The sequence below is a fragment of the Mogibacterium timidum ATCC 33093 genome (assembly GCF_000525775.1).
GTDB lineage: Bacteria > Bacillota > Clostridia > Peptostreptococcales > Anaerovoracaceae > Mogibacterium > Mogibacterium timidum.
In genome coordinates this window covers 56,685-76,843 of record NZ_JALU01000020.1, presented here as the reverse complement: position 1 = coordinate 76,843, position 20,159 = coordinate 56,685, and the positions used below count along the sequence as shown (strand labels likewise).

General features: G+C 36.0%; 22 protein-coding genes. All 22 read right to left on the bottom strand.

Going from position 1 to position 20,159, the window contains the following annotated elements:
* Positions 1 to 303: 303 nt before the first annotated feature.
* Entirely contained in the window at positions 304 to 582 is a 279-nt protein-coding gene (locus tag HMPREF0581_RS05785) for a hypothetical protein (protein ID WP_036381284.1), read from the bottom strand.
* 10 nt (positions 583 to 592) lie between these two features.
* On the bottom strand, positions 593 to 2,743 hold the full coding sequence (locus HMPREF0581_RS05780; RefSeq protein WP_036381281.1) for a type IA DNA topoisomerase: 2,151 nt from the start codon (positions 2,741 to 2,743) through the stop codon (positions 593 to 595).
* The gene (locus HMPREF0581_RS05775; protein WP_036381278.1) at positions 2,740 to 3,069 is read right to left on the bottom strand and encodes a hypothetical protein; all 330 of its coding nucleotides are present in this window, start codon (positions 3,067 to 3,069) and stop codon (positions 2,740 to 2,742) included. Before HMPREF0581_RS05775 ends, HMPREF0581_RS05780 begins: the two co-directional genes overlap by 4 nt.
* 15 nt (positions 3,070 to 3,084) lie before the next feature.
* Positions 3,085 to 3,381, bottom strand: coding sequence for a hypothetical protein (locus HMPREF0581_RS05770; RefSeq protein ID WP_036381275.1), 297 nt, complete (start codon positions 3,379 to 3,381; stop codon positions 3,085 to 3,087).
* Positions 3,374 to 4,549: a hypothetical protein gene (locus tag HMPREF0581_RS05765; RefSeq protein ID WP_036381272.1), complete on the bottom strand. Its 1,176-nt coding sequence runs from the start codon at positions 4,547 to 4,549 to the stop codon at positions 3,374 to 3,376. Before HMPREF0581_RS05765 ends, HMPREF0581_RS05770 begins: the two co-directional genes overlap by 8 nt.
* Positions 4,550 to 4,563: 14 nt before the next feature.
* Positions 4,564 to 5,526: a DUF3991 domain-containing protein gene (locus tag HMPREF0581_RS05760; protein ID WP_036381268.1), complete on the bottom strand. Its 963-nt coding sequence runs from the start codon at positions 5,524 to 5,526 to the stop codon at positions 4,564 to 4,566.
* A 72-nt stretch (positions 5,527 to 5,598) separates the two neighbouring features.
* On the bottom strand, positions 5,599 to 6,435 hold the full coding sequence (locus tag HMPREF0581_RS05755; protein ID WP_036381266.1) for a hypothetical protein: 837 nt from the start codon (positions 6,433 to 6,435) through the stop codon (positions 5,599 to 5,601).
* A gap of 1 nt (position 6,436) precedes the next feature.
* A complete protein-coding gene (locus tag HMPREF0581_RS05750; RefSeq protein WP_036381263.1) occupies positions 6,437 to 6,757 on the bottom strand; it encodes a hypothetical protein in 321 nt (106 codons plus the stop codon).
* Between the two features lie 48 nt (positions 6,758 to 6,805).
* Complete coding sequence (locus HMPREF0581_RS05745) at positions 6,806 to 7,282, bottom strand: hypothetical protein (RefSeq protein ID WP_036381260.1); 477 nt, start codon at positions 7,280 to 7,282, stop codon at positions 6,806 to 6,808.
* 16 nt (positions 7,283 to 7,298) lie between these two features.
* The gene (locus tag HMPREF0581_RS05740) at positions 7,299 to 8,339 is read right to left on the bottom strand and encodes a CHAP domain-containing protein (RefSeq protein ID WP_036381257.1); all 1,041 of its coding nucleotides are present in this window, start codon (positions 8,337 to 8,339) and stop codon (positions 7,299 to 7,301) included.
* On the bottom strand, positions 8,339 to 10,252 hold the full coding sequence (locus HMPREF0581_RS05735; protein ID WP_036381253.1) for a VirB4 family type IV secretion system protein: 1,914 nt from the start codon (positions 10,250 to 10,252) through the stop codon (positions 8,339 to 8,341). The genes HMPREF0581_RS05740 and HMPREF0581_RS05735 overlap by 1 nt, the downstream gene beginning before the upstream one ends.
* A complete protein-coding gene (locus tag HMPREF0581_RS05730; protein WP_036381250.1) occupies positions 10,242 to 10,832 on the bottom strand; it encodes a hypothetical protein in 591 nt (196 codons plus the stop codon). The genes HMPREF0581_RS05735 and HMPREF0581_RS05730 overlap by 11 nt, the downstream gene beginning before the upstream one ends.
* Before the next feature lie 2 nt (positions 10,833 to 10,834).
* Positions 10,835 to 11,131, bottom strand: coding sequence for a DUF5592 family protein (locus HMPREF0581_RS05725; RefSeq protein WP_036381246.1), 297 nt, complete (start codon positions 11,129 to 11,131; stop codon positions 10,835 to 10,837).
* 3 nt (positions 11,132 to 11,134) lie between these two features.
* Positions 11,135 to 12,898, bottom strand: coding sequence for a pLS20_p028 family conjugation system transmembrane protein (locus HMPREF0581_RS05720; RefSeq protein WP_036381243.1), 1,764 nt, complete (start codon positions 12,896 to 12,898; stop codon positions 11,135 to 11,137).
* An 84-nt stretch (positions 12,899 to 12,982) separates the two neighbouring features.
* On the bottom strand, positions 12,983 to 15,691 hold the full coding sequence (locus tag HMPREF0581_RS08335) for a type IV secretory system conjugative DNA transfer family protein (protein ID WP_051426954.1): 2,709 nt from the start codon (positions 15,689 to 15,691) through the stop codon (positions 12,983 to 12,985).
* A 1-nt stretch (position 15,692) separates the two neighbouring features.
* On the bottom strand, positions 15,693 to 16,598 hold the full coding sequence (locus HMPREF0581_RS08555) for a JAB domain-containing protein (protein WP_084645359.1): 906 nt from the start codon (positions 16,596 to 16,598) through the stop codon (positions 15,693 to 15,695).
* Positions 16,591 to 16,719, bottom strand: coding sequence for a hypothetical protein (locus HMPREF0581_RS08975; RefSeq protein ID WP_276324511.1), 129 nt, complete (start codon positions 16,717 to 16,719; stop codon positions 16,591 to 16,593). Before HMPREF0581_RS08975 ends, HMPREF0581_RS08555 begins: the two co-directional genes overlap by 8 nt.
* A 62-nt stretch (positions 16,720 to 16,781) precedes the next feature.
* Positions 16,782 to 17,003, bottom strand: a complete 222-nt coding sequence (locus HMPREF0581_RS05705; RefSeq protein WP_036381240.1) for a hypothetical protein — start codon at positions 17,001 to 17,003, stop codon at positions 16,782 to 16,784.
* 30 nt (positions 17,004 to 17,033) lie between these two features.
* Positions 17,034 to 17,312, bottom strand: coding sequence for an HU family DNA-binding protein (locus tag HMPREF0581_RS05700; protein ID WP_036381238.1), 279 nt, complete (start codon positions 17,310 to 17,312; stop codon positions 17,034 to 17,036).
* A gap of 9 nt (positions 17,313 to 17,321) precedes the next feature.
* A complete protein-coding gene (locus HMPREF0581_RS05695) occupies positions 17,322 to 18,977 on the bottom strand; it encodes a zincin-like metallopeptidase domain-containing protein (protein ID WP_036381235.1) in 1,656 nt (551 codons plus the stop codon).
* Positions 18,978 to 19,044: 67 nt separating this feature from the next.
* On the bottom strand, positions 19,045 to 19,206 hold the full coding sequence (locus HMPREF0581_RS08770) for a hypothetical protein (protein ID WP_156918843.1): 162 nt from the start codon (positions 19,204 to 19,206) through the stop codon (positions 19,045 to 19,047).
* A gap of 9 nt (positions 19,207 to 19,215) precedes the next feature.
* Positions 19,216 to 20,157 (bottom strand): hypothetical protein, encoded by a 942-nt coding sequence (locus HMPREF0581_RS05690; protein ID WP_036381232.1) that lies wholly within the window; start codon positions 20,155 to 20,157, stop codon positions 19,216 to 19,218.
* Positions 20,158 to 20,159: the final 2 nt, after the last annotated feature.

Genomic DNA, 20,159 nt, shown 5'->3' with positions numbered 1-20,159 from the left:
TTCAAAAAAGATAAAACCGCTATAGCCATTGAAATTTCAATGGCTATAGCGGTTTTGTAACACGTTTTTTGTCCTATAAGCCACATTATATATTTTTAAGCTTTTCATAATGCTAAACCTTTCTAAAAAAATAAGAGGAGATAAGCATCTCCCCTTAAACTTTTTTCATTCCCACTTACGGTAGGGTTCACCGCTTTTTTCGTTCCCACTTACGGTAGGGTTCACCGCTTTTTTCGTTCCCACTCATGGTAGGGTTCACCGCTTTTTGTACCTTTATTATATCCTATATCCTATATTTGTCAATCAAAATGGCAGTATAACTTTCTCGTCCTCCGGCATAACTAGGTATATAATCTTGTCATAAAGCCATAGAGCAAAAATGGCAAAAAGCATCATACCTATTATATAAAAATAATCCGATGGAGAACTAAGTATCTTTCCAATAGTACCGCCAGCTCCTAAGAAATGATTCGCAATTAATAGAAGTAGTGTTATTACAAAAATTCCTTTAAAGAAAAATCTATATATTCCTCTAAAGAAAAGCAGTAACTCAAGTAGCATTTTTCTGAATGCATCGCTCATACATATCACCTCACTTCTTTCTGTTAAAATCAAATTGTATATTAACCTTATTATCACCATCTAAATTATACAGTAAAAATGCATCAAATTTCTTTCCGGCTTTACTTTTAAAGCCCTTTACCTTTTCCTTTGTTTTCCCAGTCTTTATAAGCTCTTTAAGGATTTTATCTGATATGATTTTCCCTGCAATCTTTTTCGGAATGCTATAATTACAGCCCTTTCCATCTTTTTGCCAGTTTTGACAAACATAACCCCAGCCCTTATCCTCAAGCTTTTCCTTGCAAAACGGGCATTCAAAGTTAGATATTTTTTTCTCTTTAATGTTTTTCATTAAAATTTCTTTATTAGTCGTCATTTCTCGGTAAATAGACTCAAATTCTTCCTGTACATCCCTCATAAACTCTTCTTTTGAAAGTTCTCCATTTTCTATAGCTTTAAGTCTGGTATCAATCCCGGAGAGAAACTCAATAGACTTAAGTTTTTCCGGAATTAGTTCATCCATCTTCTTTCCAAAATCTGTAGCAATGTAATACTTACCATCCTTTTTAACGGAACTACTGTAATTCGCTCCTTTTTTCTTTAATATCTCGGAAAGAATTTCATGCCTAGTTGCTCCAGTTCCAATGTTATGTATTTTCATATAGTCCAATAGCGAAGCTGTAGTAAAGTGCTGTTTAGGTTTTGTTTCTGTATCAGATATGTCTATCTTTTCTACATTTAATACAGTACCTTCCTCTATGTTTTTGGGTATCTTCCCGGAAGAAAGATAATCTTCAGTTTCTCTATTTTCTTTCGGATATATAGATAAGTAACCTTCCTCTAAAATATGCTTCTCCGTAGATTTGATTTTTTCTCCTGAAACATCTGTAATGAGAGATACTGCTTCATATTTGCATCCCGGAAGAAAGATAGTAATAAAGCTTCTTGCCGCTTCATCAAATACCCTTTTTTCGTCTTCGGAAAGTATACCGTATTTTTTCTCTATTTCACCTTCTGAAGAAACCGGAATAATCGCATGGTGGTCTGTGACCTTGAGATTATTAAAATATCTATCATGTGCTTCGTGTGGTAAAGCTTTGTTTACCGCAGTCTTAAATTTACCAAAATTTAATGCCTGTAGCTTCTCTTTAACCTCACCTTGTAAATCTGTCGTAAGGTATCTGCTATCCGTTCTAGGGTAAGATAATATCTTATGCTCATCGTAAAGCCTTTGGCATATATTAAGCGTTTTATCTGCATTGAAGCCATACATCTCACTCATCTTCTTCTGTAGAGTTAATATGTCGTAAGGCTTAGGAGGATTCTTGACTTTTATTTCAGCTTTATATGATATTACTTTTCCATTTTTATTTTTATTGAGTTTATTTACAAAATTTTCAGCATCATCTCTAGTATCAAACTCTCGCTTTTTGCCATCTTCACATATGAGTATCCCATCAAAAATACTGTCATTGCTTTTGAGAGATACAGTTATATATGAGTAAGGTCGCTTTACAAAATTCTCAATTTCATTATCTCTTTCCACTATTGCGTGAATAATAGGTGATTTACATCTGCCATAATTTACGGTTACTCCTTGAGTTTTTGTCAAAGAGATAAGTCTACTGTAGTTATATCCTATAAGCTTATCCATAATATGCCTTGTAGCTCCGGAATAATATAAATTATCTAACATGTGTTGTTCTTCATAGGAAGCTCCTAATAGGTTATCATAAGCCTTTTGTATAGCATCCTTTGTAAGACTGCTTGACCATAGCCTTCCTACAGGCTTTTTTATCTCCGCTTTTTTCAATATCCAACGCTGGATTAGCTCTCCTTCACGCCCGGCATCTCCGGCGTTTATAATATAGTCTGCTTTCTGAAGATATGACTTAATTGCTCCGTATCTCTTTGCTGAATAAGTATCATTAGGCTTCAGATCATCATCGTCAAAAATAATTGGCAAATCTTCCAGTTTCCACTTTTCATAATTTGGGTTGATTTCTTCCGGCTCTAATAGTCTTAGGCAATTCCCTTGTGAATGCACTATTATAAAAAGAGAATCTCCTTCCTCTCCGGAAAGAAATCCTCCATCAATCTTCTGTATGTTTTTAAGTCCTATAGCTTCAGCAATATCTCTTCCGGCATTTGCTTTTTCTGCCATTATAACAACTAAGCTCATCTTTTTCCTTTCTTTTTAAGAACCTTTAGCCTGCTTCTTGTAAAATACTTTAGAAGAGCTTTTCTGTAGTAAATGTCTACATATCCATATGCAGATAATTCTCTTTCTTCATCTGAAAAATCCCAGCTTCCAAAGGTATAATCTTTTTCGGCTAAAAATTTCCCAAAATCCTTACACAAAATTTCTTCAACTTCAGCAAGTTTTTCAGGTAAAACATCTGCATCTGCCATATCAAGGTCTTTAATTGTAATATTACTGGCAAAGCTTAAGTTCTCACCATATTCTATTGCAAACTCTTTAACATGCTTAAATCCAATGTCTATCATTAGTTAATCCTTCCTCTAGTTCATAGATTTTATTTCCATGAACATTTCCTGTAATACAGTTAGTAGCTCAGTCCTGCAATTAGGATAGACAAGTGTTAATATCCCGATTGCAGCCAAAATAATAAATATCACTCCTGCAATCGTCTTTCCTATCCCCTTTATAAAGCCCAGCGTAGCTCTAACTGCTGTACTTTTTTCCACTATAACTGCATTATCAGGTACAGATGTGTGCTTATCATGAAGACGCTGTTGGTTCTCTTTAAATTCCCTTTCAGCTTTGAGCATCTTATTTAGCTTATCATATCTACTCATCTTTCCCCCTTCTGAAGAACCTTATTTTTTTCTTTTTAGGTTTTTCCTTTAATATTTCTATTGTGTTTTCATTTTCTTCCAGAGGAATCATCTCCTTATATAGGTCAATATTGGAAAGTATAAATGGGTTTGGCGTATATTCTGAGAAAAATATTCTGCCGTTTGTACCCTGCTCTTTTACAGTTTCTTCAATGTCCTCTCTGTCTGCTTCAGCAGTAAAAGAAAAAATCAAATCAACATTTTTATATGACAAATTCTCGGCTATATCTAGTGCATACTCAAATTCTGCTGTATTCCCTCCTGTACAAAAAAACTGTAAATTATCTTTAAGAAAGGCAGTTTTATTAAATCCGGCATCAGTATATACCCCATAATCATATACAAAATAATCATAGTTCTGGTCGGTAAGTTCGGAAATATAATCATGTTTATAATATAGATCCAATCCTTGCTCTCTTATGTATCCCTTGTCGGGTTCATCGATTTCTACATTAAAAATCAATCTTATCTTCTCGAAAAATGATAGCTCAGTTCTTGGTTCATCTTGCAACCTTTTATTAGGATACATATTTCCATTCGCTTCGATTAAGCACGCTTTATACCCCATCATATTTAAAAATCGTGTAATTTGTATTGCTTGTGTAGTTGTCCCAATACGATGGCAAGAGCCGGCAACACCAATAGTTAAAAAAGAATCATTTTTGATTTTTCGTCTTGAATTATATTCCCTAGCTTCTCTTGTAAATTTGGGTTCATTTTCTTCAGCATCATAATGACCGGTTATGTTAAGTACAAGCTCCCGTTTCCAGTCTGTAGGAGTTCCAGTCCCGGTATTTATAAAAAGCTTTATATCTTTATCAAGGCATGCACCTATTAATGAATTTTCTTTGTTTGCTGTAGGAACTAACAGTATCGGCTTTGCCCCATTAGCCCTTCGGATACTGGCTATTACATCTGCAATTACTTCAGCTTCCTCAAGATATTCTCTGGTATCGTAAATAATGCAGTCACATCCTTTTTCTGCAACTGCGGATATATCTGCAACTTGACGCTTTATATAATTATAATCGGTGTCTACAAATTCAATATCCCAGCCTTTAGATAAAGCTTCTTCATATGCAAAATGTCCGCTTGCCCTGCTTCCTGCAAATAGTATTCTTTTGCTCATCTTTCCTCCTTAAACTACAATTCTCTATCAATACATTTCTTAAAGTCCTTTGTATTTTCCTTTGTTTTTTCTTTTACTGCTATGAGCATATCGTTATAATCTTTCCCTATTCTTGGAAGCTGAATTTTCACATCTATGCCTGTAGTCTTTTCAATGTTTTCTTTTAGATGGATACTCGCTTTCCTCCCTGCATCATCATTATCTAGGCATAAATATACCCTGCTATATCCCTTGCTAACTACAGCATTTTTTACTACTGTTTCTCCTTTGCCTACTCCGGATAATGCTATAAAATCATAGTCGTGATAGTCATTGCCGTTAAGCTTAATAAGGTTCATAACACTCATGCTGTCAATAGCACTTTCTGTTACTATAAGGCTACTTTTCCCATTACTGGGAAGTCTAAGTCCGTAAGAATAGTTACATCCAAAGGCATCAGCAACAAATTTCTTATATGTATTTGTCCCTCTAATACTTGCAAATTTAGGTTTTCCACTTTCTTCTCTTGAAACAAAAACGCAGTTCTTATGAATATCTTGGTAAAGGACTTTTTTCTCTACCATTTCCTGTACTATTTGCTGGTCTATTCCTCTTGTCTTACATAAATATGCAAAAACATTTTTCATGTTTGAATCTTGTTCCGGAAGTTTTAGAGAAAATGCTTTATCTTTTTCATATTCTTTTTTTACTGTCACATCGGTGGAATTAGAAATTTCACTTACTCCAGCCCCGGTATATTTAGAAATTTCGTTTATAGCATCTTTGAAATTCAATCCTGCAAAAGCCATTGCAAAATCAACGACTGAACCACATTCTCCTGTAGAGTTTCTCACAAATATATTTTTATCCGGGTTAATCCTCACGCTATCGTGTTCCTTTAGCGTGTAATACCTTCCTACTTTTACCGGATGTAGTCCTATGATTCTCGCATACTCTACAATATTAACATCTCTTTTTATTTCATTAAGATTTATCATTACTACTCTCCACTTAACACAAAACGGGCTTGCACATGCAAACCCGTTAGAAAACTGTTTCTGTTCATATATCTAGCTAATATTTTTCAAAAGTTTCTCTTGAATATGTATCTTATCCCTCATCTCCTTTATTTCCTTCTTCTTATCCTCAAGCTTCTCCTTCAGGCTTTCTTTCTCTCCTTCAAAACCGCTAATCTGCTCACCGGTTTTCATTTGTTCCTGCCCTGTCTGGTATTTCATATCATCAGTAAGCTCTTTTATCTTCTTATCCGCATTATTTATAGAGCTTTCTATAGACTTCTTTTGTTTCTTCAGTTCCTTTAGCTGATTCTTATAATTATCAATTTTACCATTGACCTGTTCTTTCTTATACTCAAAGGTACTCTTCTTTTTTATATGTCTTTCAGCTTTTACATGTTTCTCATTTGTATATAGCTTTAGAAGCTTAAAATCGCTTCCCTTACTTTTATCTTCCGGTTTCATTTCCATTACAAGTGCTACTTCAGTCCATCTTCTTGGAACATCACTTACATGTAAGACAGTAAAATCCTTATTCTCTGAAACCACTTTTGTGTTTAAACTTCCACTTGCAGTCTTTACGCTCCATTTATAACTATCAATCCCATCAAGAGATAAATTTTCAACGGTGACTATAATTTCCATCTTTTTATCCTCTTTTGAGTATTTCCAGCTATCTATCGTGACTACCCTATCTTCTTCCGTTACTGCCTTACCTATAGGCGTGATAGGCACTCCCTCATACGGTGCTTTGAGCCATAATTTAGATGAAAAAAATATGCCATATCCCAGTAAAAATATTACGATGAAACTATAAAGAAGCCTGTTACCGGACTTTTTAATCTTTTTTCTTTTATTGCTGTAACTCTTTTCCCTGTATCCTTCATTCATATCATAGCTCCAATTCATAACTTATATCTTCTTTTACCACTTCGCTATCTGGAGAAAAGTATTTATCCAGCATCTCCGTTTCTCCAGACAGAAGTGGTTCTCCCGGAAAAATTGATACTTCAAGTTTTGAACTATATTTTTCAAGTAAATCATTCTGCTCTTTAGATAAAATGCCATCTTTCTCTGTAGGCAACAGCAGTATTTCTGCTTCCTCCGGTGAATCAAGAAAAACTGTATTGTCATAAAGACTTTCAATTCTGCTTTTATATATCCCCCTCTTTGCTTCTGCACATGAAAGGTGTAATCTCTTCTTTTTCTTCATTTCATTCTCCTAAGTATAAAAGCTCCAGCATTACGCTGAAGCTCTCGGTTACTGCCAATATCTTTCATAGTCATAACTGATATTTTTCCATTTCTCAAAATCTGCCTTGTGGTATTTTACTCCATCAATTTCAAGAGTATCTCCGTCTACAGATATTTTATGGTCTCCTTTATTTTTAGTATGACTTGGTAAGGTATCTCCATCATGATTTGTTAAAAAGATGTTTCCCGGTTCTGTAATTTCATACTGCATCCAGCAACTATCTTTACTTACTTTACCATTATCCTTTAGTGTGCATATACACATTTCACCAAACTGTGAAAAGAATCGTCCTTCCGTTCCTTCTTTTGTCTTCCTTTCCCATGCTGTATCATTAAGTTCGGTTCTAAGCTCTGATACAGTCATTTCTTTTTTACTGTGAAGAAGCGGAATAATAGCAATGACTACGGTTATTACCAAAAGGACGATAATAACAGCAAGTTTAGCCTTATCCGAACCGTCCATATCTCTTATTTTGTTTATCATAATTATCCTCCTTGTTTTAAGGCTGATATATAAAGCCTTGAAGTATACTTCCGTTTCCTGAATAACCTGAAGACTTAGTCCAGACCTGCATCCAGAAATGAGCACCTCGCCATCCTGAATTGCTGGTTACAATGTCTCCGTTAGACTTAATTTCCTCAACTACTGCAACATGACCATATGACCCATTACTGTACCGCCAGCATACTACTGCACCTACTCTAGGTGTTCTTCCCTTTTTATAGGCGGTGCAAGCTCCATACCACGAATCAGCATTACCCGTTGGAAGTGCCGGTCTTCGCCCTAATATTTCACCGAATCTGCCATATGCGTACCATGTGCAGTTATGTGTAAGTGCCGGTGGTCCGTATGCAGTTCCTACAAAAGCATTATACTTAGGACTGAAGAAAAATGGATTATTTTTAGACGGATATGAAGTTCTTTTGCCCTTTACTACTCCAGCCTTAGCACCGCCGGCATCATCATTTATAATCCTTATCACACCACTTATATGTCTTCTGCCACCCATAAGCGAATATGATACCGGAGTTTTGACAATTCCAACTCTCTCATCTGAAGCGTGTACAATCTCGTTATTTCCGGCATATATAGCAACATGATGCAAACTACTTCCTTCGCTGAAGAAAATTACATCTCCGGGCTTCATATCCTTTTCCTTTACCTTCTTACCGCTTTTGCTTAAGGCTTGCCATAGCGAAGGTACATAATTTATCTTCCCCCAAGTATTTAAGTCAAAATGTGCATATATAAGGCTTACAAACCCGGCACAATCTGTCCCCTCCCCCTTCTTCTGAGAGAGCTTATAGCCACCAAGCCTGTAGCGGTACATAGGTGTTTTATTTGCAAAGGTAAGAGCATATGCTACAAGATCTTCTCCTGTAGCACTACCATCTCCGGCACCTGAATCATAGCTTAATTTCTTCCAGCTTGCAACATACGACTGCTCCATCGTTGCTACAAGGGAAACAAACAGTAAAAGAAAAATAAGTGAAAAGCATAATCCAAAAATAGCAAGCTTTATCATCAATTTTTTCTTCATTATCTGCCTCCAGCAAATATTTTTTCCTCGTAGTCTTTGCTAAGCCATACCTTGAACTTTATGCTCCTGTCTCCTGAAATAGAAAGAATTGTATCACCTATGTCAAGATAAGGGATCTGGTCTATCTGACTGAAGGACAAGGCATTCCCAAATATATTGTTGAGAAGCGGAAGTGTTGAACTGTCTTGCCGGAACATGAACTTATACTGCGTAAGTTCAAATAATGTCCTTATTAGGTCAACATACTTATCCCCTTCTCCCTGTGGCATATAATCTCTAACCGACTGAGAAGCAAAGGTAATCCCGGCAAAATACTTTCGAGCTTCTCTTAAGTATGAAATAAGAAGCTGTAATATTTTAGGCATGGAGGTATTAACCCATCTGTGGCTTTCATCGATTAAAATAAGGAAGCAAGCAACATCTCTTATGTCAATATCTCCTTTCTCCCACATCTTTTTCATGATACTTCCATTTCCGACCGCATTATCCCAGCAAAGAGATACCATATTGAACATCTGTGCAACGAAAATATCTCCAAGGTCTTTAATGTCTGAAATATCAAAGGTGACAATCTTTTCATCCACAAGATTGTCAACGCTGGTATATCCATCAAACATTTTTCCATAGTTCAGCACAAGGCTTCTTACTGCTTCTTCAATTTCAGATAATGCTATGGCTTTTGTCTGTGCAAGAGCTTCATCTACAGAACTTGATGTAGGACGCATTTTCTCTTTTTCGATTTCTTCCTGAAGGAATTTCAAAAAATCAGAAAATCTTGGATATTGCCTTGCCGGAAGTCCTGTAATTTGTTTGCCTTCCTCCGGAAGAAGTTTGTATTTCTTATAAAACTCTCTTAAGTAGTTTTCAAGAGATATAAGCATGGAATCCGTTGCTGAAGGCACTACACACTTAAAGAAAGTAGATACCTTTGCAATATGCTTTGAATATGAAATAAATTCATCTTCTCCGGCACGGAGTATTTCAAGCGGATTAAGTATCCCGTCTTCTCCGTTGCATTTGATTGTTTTTCCTCCAAATTCTTTTGTTAGATTTTCAAATTCTCCGGTTACATCAAAAGTCCGAATAAAGTTGCCCTTGCAAGCATTCGCTTTAAAGCGTTTTTTGAGATATGTAGATTTACCCGACCCCATATCACCACAGACGAGACTGTTATAATGTTTTCTGGATGCAGTTTTGGCAAATTCATCAAAAATTACAACTCCCCCGGTTGGTGTAAAGCCGATAAAATCTCCATTATCATCCACAAGCTCTGAATAGCAGTATGGATTTCCTATTGCTATTTGCTCTGTCATTAGTGGATGAGCTTTCATTGAAAAAGGCTTACTATGTTGAACAGTAAAGGGTTCAAAAAGTGCTTGCCATTCTCGTTTCCCTTCATTTAGCATAGTTGCCGTCATATATGAATCAGCTTCAAGGTCTTTCATAATCTGCTCACAGCGTTCATCCAGTTCTACGAGATTTCTGCCACTTACATAGAGCCTGATGTCTACATCCTTAACCACCTCTCCCATAGATGTAAGTTCATCGTACATGTCCGTTAATTCCTGCTGACGAATTTTTGCATCGTAAAGCTCCATATAGTCCTTTGCTGTATTTGCTCTTGCAAATTCTTCTTTTAGCGATTTGTTAATGTTTTTCTTAACTTCAGCACTATCCTTTGTCTTTATATCCATCATGGCTATAGCATCTTCTATTCCAAAGATTTTATCCATCCAAAAATCATCTAGGATTTTTGGAAGCTGATAAAGGTGTAGACACCTGACATATCCATCCCCTGTCATTATGTAATTTGGCTCTTTAAATGTAATTCCTCCGGCTGGCTGAATATATTCAAATAATTCACTATCAATCGGTGCGATTTCCTTTTTGTCTTTCTTTTTTCTAATCTTCATAGTCTATATCCTCTCTAAGTTCATCCGGAAGAATAAGAGCGTTCATATTGCAAAGCTTTCTTATAATTTGAATTTTCTTTTCTTTATCGATTTCCTTGATAATTTTGTTCCTGCCCCTGCCAATCCAACTTAAAATATTGGTTCTATTTTTTATAAGTTCTTCTTTAGTCTCGCCAAAATACATCCGGTAAAATTCTTTTCGATCAATATTGCTATCTAGGGTTAGAAGCTCATCGATTTCTCTTTCAAGCCATTTCCTTCTTACCGGGTCATTTGTAAGTTTCCGTTTTCTTTCAAGATTTCTTCTCTGTACTGCTGTATTTATGGGAAAATTAAGCCCTATATCTTTATGGTCTGGTGAAAATAACCTTTCAAACCTTGTAAGAGTGATAATGTCAAATCTAACCGCATCATCCTGAAGATTCTGCCTGTCTCTTGCCACAATTTCAAAGAAGTCTAAAAAAGAACCGTCTGCCAGTTTAAAGGCATTCAGTTCTTCGTCATACTCTCTAATATTTAGAATATCCAAATTTGTTTTTATGGTCTCTTCCTTTTTGGATTTTTTCTTTTTATTGCTCAATTCTATTCCTCCTCATTTTTTCTGTAAAATGGTCTATATGCCGAAATGTCTGCGGATAAGAGAAAATATAGGCTTTCATAATTTTTTCTTCTTTTATTCATACTACTCCTTGATGTAAGAAAAACAGCTACTATGACTGAAAATATAAAGAACGGAATCCTAAGTCTTGGATGTACATATAGCCTTAATCCATATGAAAGCATCACATACAGCATGATAAATAGAAAATCCCAAACATCATAGCTTCCAAACACTCGATTTTTACTTTCGATGCTGGTTGTCGTAATTGTCTTTGCCATGAATTATTCTCCTTTCTTGCTATCCCTATCAACATACCTACTTTTAGTCCCTGTATTTCTCTTAGGCATGGATGTTCTTTCACTTCTCCTGTCAGATACTCCTGTTCTGCTCATTTTGTCCATTTGATTTCCAAGACTGCTTCCATCTTTTCTCATTCTGTTATCCATCCTTGATGCCAAATCGGAATTAACCTTATCATTCATATTTTGACCTTTATCCATGAAGTCCGGACTTGTTCCAGCCGAATCCTTTCCTGAATCCTTAACACTATCCGAACTATTACGAATTTCTGTATCTCTATCTTTTCCAGCACCCTGCATACCCTGCTCATTATTTGTATTATTTACAGAGTTATTTTCTTTACTGTTCTTATCCATTTTATCTTGTGCTTTTTTGTCATTTCCGGCTAAATTCTCCATACCTTTTCCGGCTGAAGCTAAATCGCTTCCTTTCTTGGTTCTCTCCATAAGCCTATCCATAATGTTTTTGCTGGTTCTAGCCGTAAATTTAGTAGCTCCCATTGCCATTCCACCGATTGCAAGCATTCTTGCTGTAGAAGATTTCAGTCCGGCATCCATGCCTAGAAGTCGCTCTACAAGGTTCGGACCATCGATAACGGTAAAAGCAAGAAAAAGAGAAAATACAGCAGATGTAATGCTAGTGCCAACATAGCTGTGTATAAGCCCGGTAAATACCGCATAAAGCTTTATACATATTGCTGTTACTCCAAGCAGAATATAGCTATCTCTGATGAAAGCGAGTATTTTACGAACTTTTTCACCACCACTAAGTTCCGCTGAATATAGATATGCTAAAAGCCTTGCTACTACAAGCTCAAAGGCTACCCTGACACATTTATATGACATTGCTATATACACTATTATTAGTGATATGAGTTGTATAAAGGTATTAATCCATTGCAAGTTATACCTATAATAAAATTCATTTCCAAAATCAGCATCATCACCGTCATTTATTCCCCAGCCATCGTCATTTTCTGAAATAATTTCACCACCACCGGGATTTAATGCAGAAATTCTATACTTAAAGGGATTTTCTTCTGATGAAAAATCATCGCTTTTATAATTTATGACATTGTTAATATCTAGGTACTTGATATTCTTTTCAGTAACTCCACCTGTGCTTTTGTTGTAGTCACTAGGCTTAAGAGAATCACCATGCTTTTTATACAGTTTAAGAACATCTATTGTATTCTCATCTACGATAGTTATAGCTCCTTTTTCATTACCTTTAATGCTGTAGCTATCCACTCCAGTCTTAAAAGAATGAGCAAGTCCATTTAATGTGCCAAACATAAAGGTCGAACAACTTACACATAATACTGCAACGCATATATTTGTAACTACATTGGGTTTCTTATCATGTTTCATAATAAGTATGTATCCCAAATATAGTAGTGCAAGTGCAGTAAGTGCTACGAAAGCCGGTTTAAAACGCTGTACAAAATCGTTTATATTGCTGTTGGTTGTCATGTCTATGAAGCCGAAAGACTTATCGTAAAGAGTTTGTACAGCATCTGAAAACTTAACTAATCCTTTTACTATTCCCCAGCCAATCTTTCTAATGCCGGATGAAAATAAATCATTTGTCTTCATTATTTCACTATTGCGGATATAAAAATCCTTCCATTTGCTTCCTTCTGCTCCGAATGCACAAACAGAAAAAATGCTAAAAGCAAAAACAACCATTCCTAAAAGAGTGATTCCTCTTCTAAGAACGAATTTTCTTCGTTTTTTCTCCTTCAAAATATTTCTTCCTTCCTTTTTAAAATTTTAGGGCTTCAAATTTGAGTTTTAAGCCATGTTTTATTAACTTTTCGATAGTTTGTATTAGCTTTGCATAATAATCGATTCTAGCGAAGATATATAGTCTTCTGAAAGGGCATACTGTTTCTGGATGTTTTTAAGTATCCTCATTGCCTTATTTACATCCGTATCCGGATATAGACCGAACTCATCTTTGTAATTTTCCACCTTTTCTGCCAGCTTATTATCAAAGGCATAGTAAGCAGAATTTAAATCCCTAAGCTTCTTTTTCTTTTTACCGATTTCGGCTTCTTCAGCAAAATCAAAAATACCGAGCTTTCTCATAACTTCGTTTGTATCGTATACCAGCTTTGTATAGTTTATAGAAGCTCTGCTTTCGTCACATATATCTGAAAGTCTTATATCTGTAGGATTAGGAAAATCTTCCGTTGCATATTGCCAGCGATATAAAAATGCAGTTCCAAGCTTTCTCTTAATTTGACTTAAGTGGTAGCCATATTCTTTACGAAAAGATAAAGGTTCTTCTGTATCCTTATCCTTCATAGCTCCTTTTTCCCGTCTGCTCTTTATAGCTGTCCCAAGTGCCACAAAATACCACCAAAAATATGGACACTTCATATATTCAGCAAGGATAGGATAGGAGCGAATAGCAGCACCTGCCAAATCTGTTCGCTTTGACCCTCTGATTAGTGCAAATTCTCCTTCAAACAAATCCTGAAGCTCCTGCGGAAACAACAGTGGTTTCTCTTTTGTAGATTCCATAAATGTTTTATTCTTACCAAACCTTGTTCCCGTTCGCTGAAGATCCACTATTGTTTTATTTCCAAGTTGCTCACTAAATTCATTTGCTGTTTCCATTCCCATCGCAAGAATATATATTTGATTTGCAAAATTATCCTTGATTGTGTCCATTTCCATCTCGTAATTTGTCCTGAGCTGGTCGTATGACTGGATAAAAATATCAAAAGAAAATCCAACGCCAAGACAGTTTGTAACCATACTGCCAAAGTTATCCAGTATCGGCATGTTCCCAAACTCATCAAGTATAAATCTTACATTTCTCTTTAGCTTTCCCTTGTCTGCTTTTGCCAGCTTAAATAGATACTGAAAAACCTGCGTTACAAAATTAAGGGCTAAAAAGTGATTAGATTTATCTTCTGTTGGAAGACCCAGAAAAATTGCCACCGGCTTATCTCCAAAACCGATACTCGCAAAATCTATATCGTTTTCAGCAGTCATTCTCGCTATAGAATCCATACTGAAAATTGTGAGTGCTGACTGCATATTTACATAGATGCTTCCCTTCGTTCTATCTCCGGCGGTTTTAATTGATGCGTAAAGCCCTCTTGCATAGTCAAGCTGTGGACGGCTGTTGAAATAATCATCTAGTGCTGTTTCAGCTTGTTTTTCTCCGGCTTTAGGGTCTTGTCCTGCATTTTCACTATTTACATCACAAAGTTCCCTAAAGAAGTTGATTACAGAAAAACAGTTGATATTTTTCCTATTCGGATAAATATATGCAAATTCATATTCAGGTGGAGCACAGGTTAATCCGAGCCTTGAACTTTCTAAAATTACATCTTCTTCCGGAGATAGTTTTTCCAAAATCTGATAAAATCTATCGCTTGCTTCCTCTTTATCATCGATGCTATCAAAGTTTTCTTTCATCAGAAGAAGGTGTTCTCTTCTTTTAGAGTTAAGTTCTTCGTCCATTCCTATGCAATCACTTACTACTGCCAAAATTAGTGCGGTAAAAAGGTCTGTAGCAGTATTTTTCCAAATCGGCTCTTGCATGTCTTTACTGGAATTAAAAATGCTGAAGGCAAAAGATTTAGCAAGTTGTTGTGCTTCATCATGTTTTCCTTCAGCATAATATTCTGTTACTATTGCAAGTGGATTGTATCCGGCAGATTTTTTAGGGTCATCAAGGTTCAATAGTCTTGTTACATATCCCCTTTTTTCTAATGTATTCTTCGATGATTTATATAGTTCAAGCTTCGGGTCAAAAATTATCATTGAAGGTCTATCTACCATTTTATACGCTCTTGATAGAATATCTATAAGGGTAAATACGAACATCTCTCCTTTTCCTGACCGTGTCGTACCTATAAAGAGGTTGTTCGTTAATTGTGGGTCTATGTACAGTTTATCTCTCCACCTTGTTACCGGGATACCTCCTTTTCCCTGATACCAATTCGGTGTTTTCACTTTTTCCTCTATAACCTCACCATTTTCATCACAAATTATTTCATCTACATAGCTTCCTCCCTCTTCCGGAAGTTCCTTGTCTTCTTCGATGTTCTTTCCAGCCGGAACGATTTTATATGTAGAAGGGATAAGTTCAATTTCCTTATACTGATTAACAACTTCCTTTAGTGTTGTCCATCTTCTAGTTCCTTGATTCCCCTTGTTAATATCTTTTTCTGCAAAGGAAACCCTAAGCATATATGCCTGCCTAATATCCACAAGTAGCAATACAGTAAAAAAGAAAAAGTAGATTACTTTTCTTCCTTCCGTTATGTTAGGTATACATTGGGCAAAGTTGATATATTTACCTAAATGTTCCCAGTCTTTAAGCATTAAGGGTATACTCGATACCACATTAAGCACGAAACTAAATGCAAGTGTAAGTGCAATATCTAATATAGCTATATATATTAAAACTATGAGAGGATTACCTAAAAAGCGGTTAAGCACCATAGTCTTATTAACATTGTCTGTGGTAAGTTCCGGTCTAAAATTTATGGATATATATTTCTTTAAGTGTTCCATATTACAGCTCTACTTCCTTATCTTTATCTTTTTGCTTTACTTTACTATTCTGGACTTCTTTATGTTCACTAAGATATTTCTTATTAGCTTTATCTACACTTTCGCATAGTTCTTCAGCCTTAACTTTTACTTTTTCACCGTTTTTCAGGTTAACCTGTACCTCTTGCTCCGGTTTATATTGCACGGTAATTAGATTATCATTAAACTTATTTGGGTATATGTACATCCCAAAAGGATAAAGTCTCCCACCGCTAAGGTCTTTTCCATCTACGCTTGTTCCTCGTGGCAATGTAACCACATTGTAAGTTTGTCCGTTTCCACTTTTGTCTTCGATTCCTAATTTTGCAAAACTGGTATGCACATTTAAATATACTCTTTCTTTATCCATTGTTTTTCTTACCCCTTCCTTTTCCATTACCATATTCTCTCTAACTTCAGTAGTTTCAATGTATAGGTTGTCAAAACGACCTTTTTCATTAAAACTGTAAATCTCACCACTTCCCCCACCAATGATAATATGGTCTAACATCTTTATATCTAGTAGATTGCCACAATCCATGAGCCTTTTTGTTACTGATATATCTTCTCTTGATGGGTTCACATCTCCGGAAGGATGATTATGAACAGCAATAAACGCCGAAGCATTTGAGAGAATAGTAGATTTAAAAACCTCTCTGGGATTTATCAATGTTGCATCGAGCGTTCCAACACTACAAATGTTTATATTAATAGGCTTTAGTTTCGTATTTAAATTTATAACAGCAAAAACTTCACGGTCATAATTCTTAAACTCTTCAGCTACAACTTTAGAAACAGCTTCAGGGGAATCCAATACCTCCTCGCTATATAGTGAAGGTGCATCCACAAGTCTTACATTTACAACATTAAGCTCCCTCTTTTTAGGCATTGTCTTCAGTCTCCCTATCAAAATCAATATTTACTATAGTTCCTTCAGGCATGTTTTCTATATATTCTTTCAGTTCATCTGCTGTCATTTTTATTTCTTTATCCTTTATAGATTCACTCATAATCCAGCTCCTTTATATAAATGCCGGAGAGATGGAATTACCATCTCTCCGGTCTATATAGTTTAAAATCCACTTGTTAAAGCTGATGCAAGAGCTACAGCTCCTAACGCTATAGCTGAACCAATTACAACCCAAGGGAGAGCTTCCTTCGCCCTTTCCTTTCCTCGTTCGCTTGGATATATCATCATAGCACCGTTAATAAGTAGTGCTACTGCAACAAGTGCAATAATAAGCGGTCTGGCACTCTGTACGAATGCTGTAAGCTGTGATGCAAAACTTCCCATTTTTACCTCCGTGATTTTAAGTTATATTTCCTATTTGTTAACGCTTTCCTTAAATGCTTTACCGGGCTTGAACTTAACTCCCTTTGATGCCGGAATATGAATTTTTTCTCCGGTGAAAGGATTGACTCCATCCCGCTCGCTTCTTTCCTTTGATTCAAAAGTTCCAAACCCGGCAATCGTTACTCTTTCTCCGTTGGAAACAGCTTCCATAATGCCGTTCCCTATAAGTGATAGAATCCTGCTTGCTTTAGTCTTTGTAATATCTTCTTTTTCTGCAATAATTTCTATTAGTGTATTTTTTGTTACCATTTCATCCTCCTACAGTTCTAACTCTAGTGCTTTATGCCTTACCTTCGATGAAGTATTCCCTTCTGCTTCAATTTCTTTTTCTTTACTGTTAAACATGTCCTTAAGCCTTTCTACCGGACTTTCTTCATGTAAGTTTTCTTCAGCATCCTTTAGAAAATCAGCTTTTAAATTAGTCGCATTAAAGCTAAGTTCTCCAAAATCTTCTAAATCGATTACATTCCCTAGCTGTGCTTCAGGAATTGTAATGCCATATACTTTAGCAATACTCTCCACCATTTCAAGGACATCTTCACATGTAGGCATCAAAAATTGCTCACTATCCGGATAATCCGAATTACCCCTGTCTGACAACCAAATATTCAGCTGGTCGGTATTACCCATGCATTTACCCTCTTTATCAAACCATGTAATCCATCCCTCGTCATGAGTTAAGGCTCTAACTTCATTTTCAGAGGTTAACACTACTCCGAATTTATAGAACTTATCATTAAACTCCTGTAAAATATCACCATTCGTATTCAAGAGTAATTTTTCATACTCTTTCAGTTTTTCTTCTGAAAGCCATTCAGGTTTAATCGGTACTTTGTCATATAAATTTTTCATCTCTTCTATATGTCTTTTTTCGTCATGATAATAAAGTGCATGTTCAGCATCTTTTCCCCCAGCTCCTAAGTAGTATTCACAGTCCTGTTGCAGTCTTCCAAGCATCCTATATTCAAATTCAAACGCCTTAATCTTTTCAGCTTCTTTCAATAGTTCTTCCGAAATCCCTGCTTTTTCTTCCATATATGCGGTAGCTTCTTCAGCATATTTAATGGCTTTAGAAAGAACTTCCGGACTTTTTTCTATAGCTTCTATCCATCCATTTACATATGCTTGGTGATTCTCAATATCCGTATTCATAGGGTCTATTTCCGTATGGACACTCATAAAAACAGAGGTCATTTCTGCTACAAGTTCCTCAAAAGAATACCCTTCACTACCAAAGGCATTCGCCATTTCTCTATCAAGCCTGCTTTCATGCCCGGTAGAATGTGCAAGCTCATGTAGTGCTGTAGCGTTATATGCTTCTGCATTCAAGAACTTTTCTACCGGTGGTAAAAAAATCTCATCTCTTGAGGGGATATAGCATGCTTCATGGTTTATGTCGTGGATTATTGGCACTTCCATACTTTTTGAAAGCTTTTCTATTAGCTCACCCGGCTTAATATCCGGATTTATATATTCTTCTTTTTCCGGAAGTCCTTTGATATTGTCACCATTGAATACCGTATACATTTTGACGAATATTGCAAACCGCTCTTTGTCTATCCCGTCTTTGATAAGCATATTGTATTTCTTCCATGTGAGTGGTTTTCTTTCCAGTCTGTCAAATGGATACCAGTATTCGACTTTTGCTCCTTTAGAGCCTTTCTCTAGTGCATATCCGGCATCTTTTATCTGATTAAAGGTAAGCCATCTTGTATCCTCATATCCCCTAGATAATGCTGTATAGAAAAGGTTTATCCTGTTCATTCCCCTATATGGAATACCGGACTTAGCATTTGTAGGAAGAATAGATTCACTTTTCCAGCCTTGCTTCCATGCTAATCCGTCTTTTCTTAAGCCTTCTATAAACATGTCTGCAACTTGACGCCTAAATTCCTCACTTTTCTTATTTGCCATAATATTTACCAGCTCCTTTGCCAATAATTTCCCAATAAAAAAGGACGGTTCTCCGTCCACCTAACAGTTATTCCCTTACTTCTTTTGGTAGTATAATTTCAACCTCATCTACCTGATAAGCTGTTTCTGGGTCATAGTCGTTATCCGGTCTTCCAAGCATTCCATCCAGTTCTTCAGGAGATATCTCAAAGTTTTCTTCTTCTATTACAACAGCTAATTTCTCACTCATATTCTCCTCCTAAATATATTGTTCTTCCTTGTTCTTTTTCCTTCTCTTAAGAAAATATATGATTACTGCAACTGCAAGTGCTAGGATTCCTATACCTATTCCGATAAGGATTTTTGTCTTTAATGTCATATATTCCTCATATATGGCTGAAGCTTCAATTTCATATCCGTTATATACTGCATTTGCTGTATATGTATCTCCGCCCCCTTCAGTCGTATAGGTGCATGTGTAATCGCATACTGTTCTTGTTCCAGAAAAGACTGCGTTTTTTCCGCTTCCATCAGTTCCTGTCCATCTTCCGCCTGTGATGCTATGTGTATTTGGATTTAATCCAAGATGAGCTAGTATGTCTCCTTCATAGCCTTTCCATGTTGGAACTGATGTATCCAGCGGATAGAAATTTCCTGAACCTGCGAAACGAAAATATTTAGCATTAGGAGAACCATCAAATCTTCCCGGTACGGTAATTCCCTTTCCGTAGTTTTGTCCCTTAACTGTGGACTTTAGTTTTCCTGTAAGGTCTTTACCATCAGCGTGCTTAAAAATTCTTGTTTGCTCAGGAACGAAGTTATTTGGGTCTCTTGCTTCATACACATATTTTTCTTCTTTATTGTCTTTCTTGTATTTGGTCTTACCTGTATCAAGATAAAGGGTGTATTTCTTTCCATCAATTTCAATATTCTTAGTTAAAGGAACTTTTTTCTCATTAAGATTTTTAATCTCAACTTCCCCCTTAAGCTCCTCCGGACTTCTGATAACCTTGTAATCTATCTTCTTTAGCCTATATGCTTTACCGCCTTCCTCTATTTCTTTCGGTGCATCATATGAAGCTTTCTTTGTTTCGCTAATGAATATTTCTTTTTTTACCAGCTCAGCTGATGCATTTGCAAAACAGCAAGAAAGTATAAATACAAGAATAAGGACAGTAGATATAATCCTTCCTTTTCTCATTT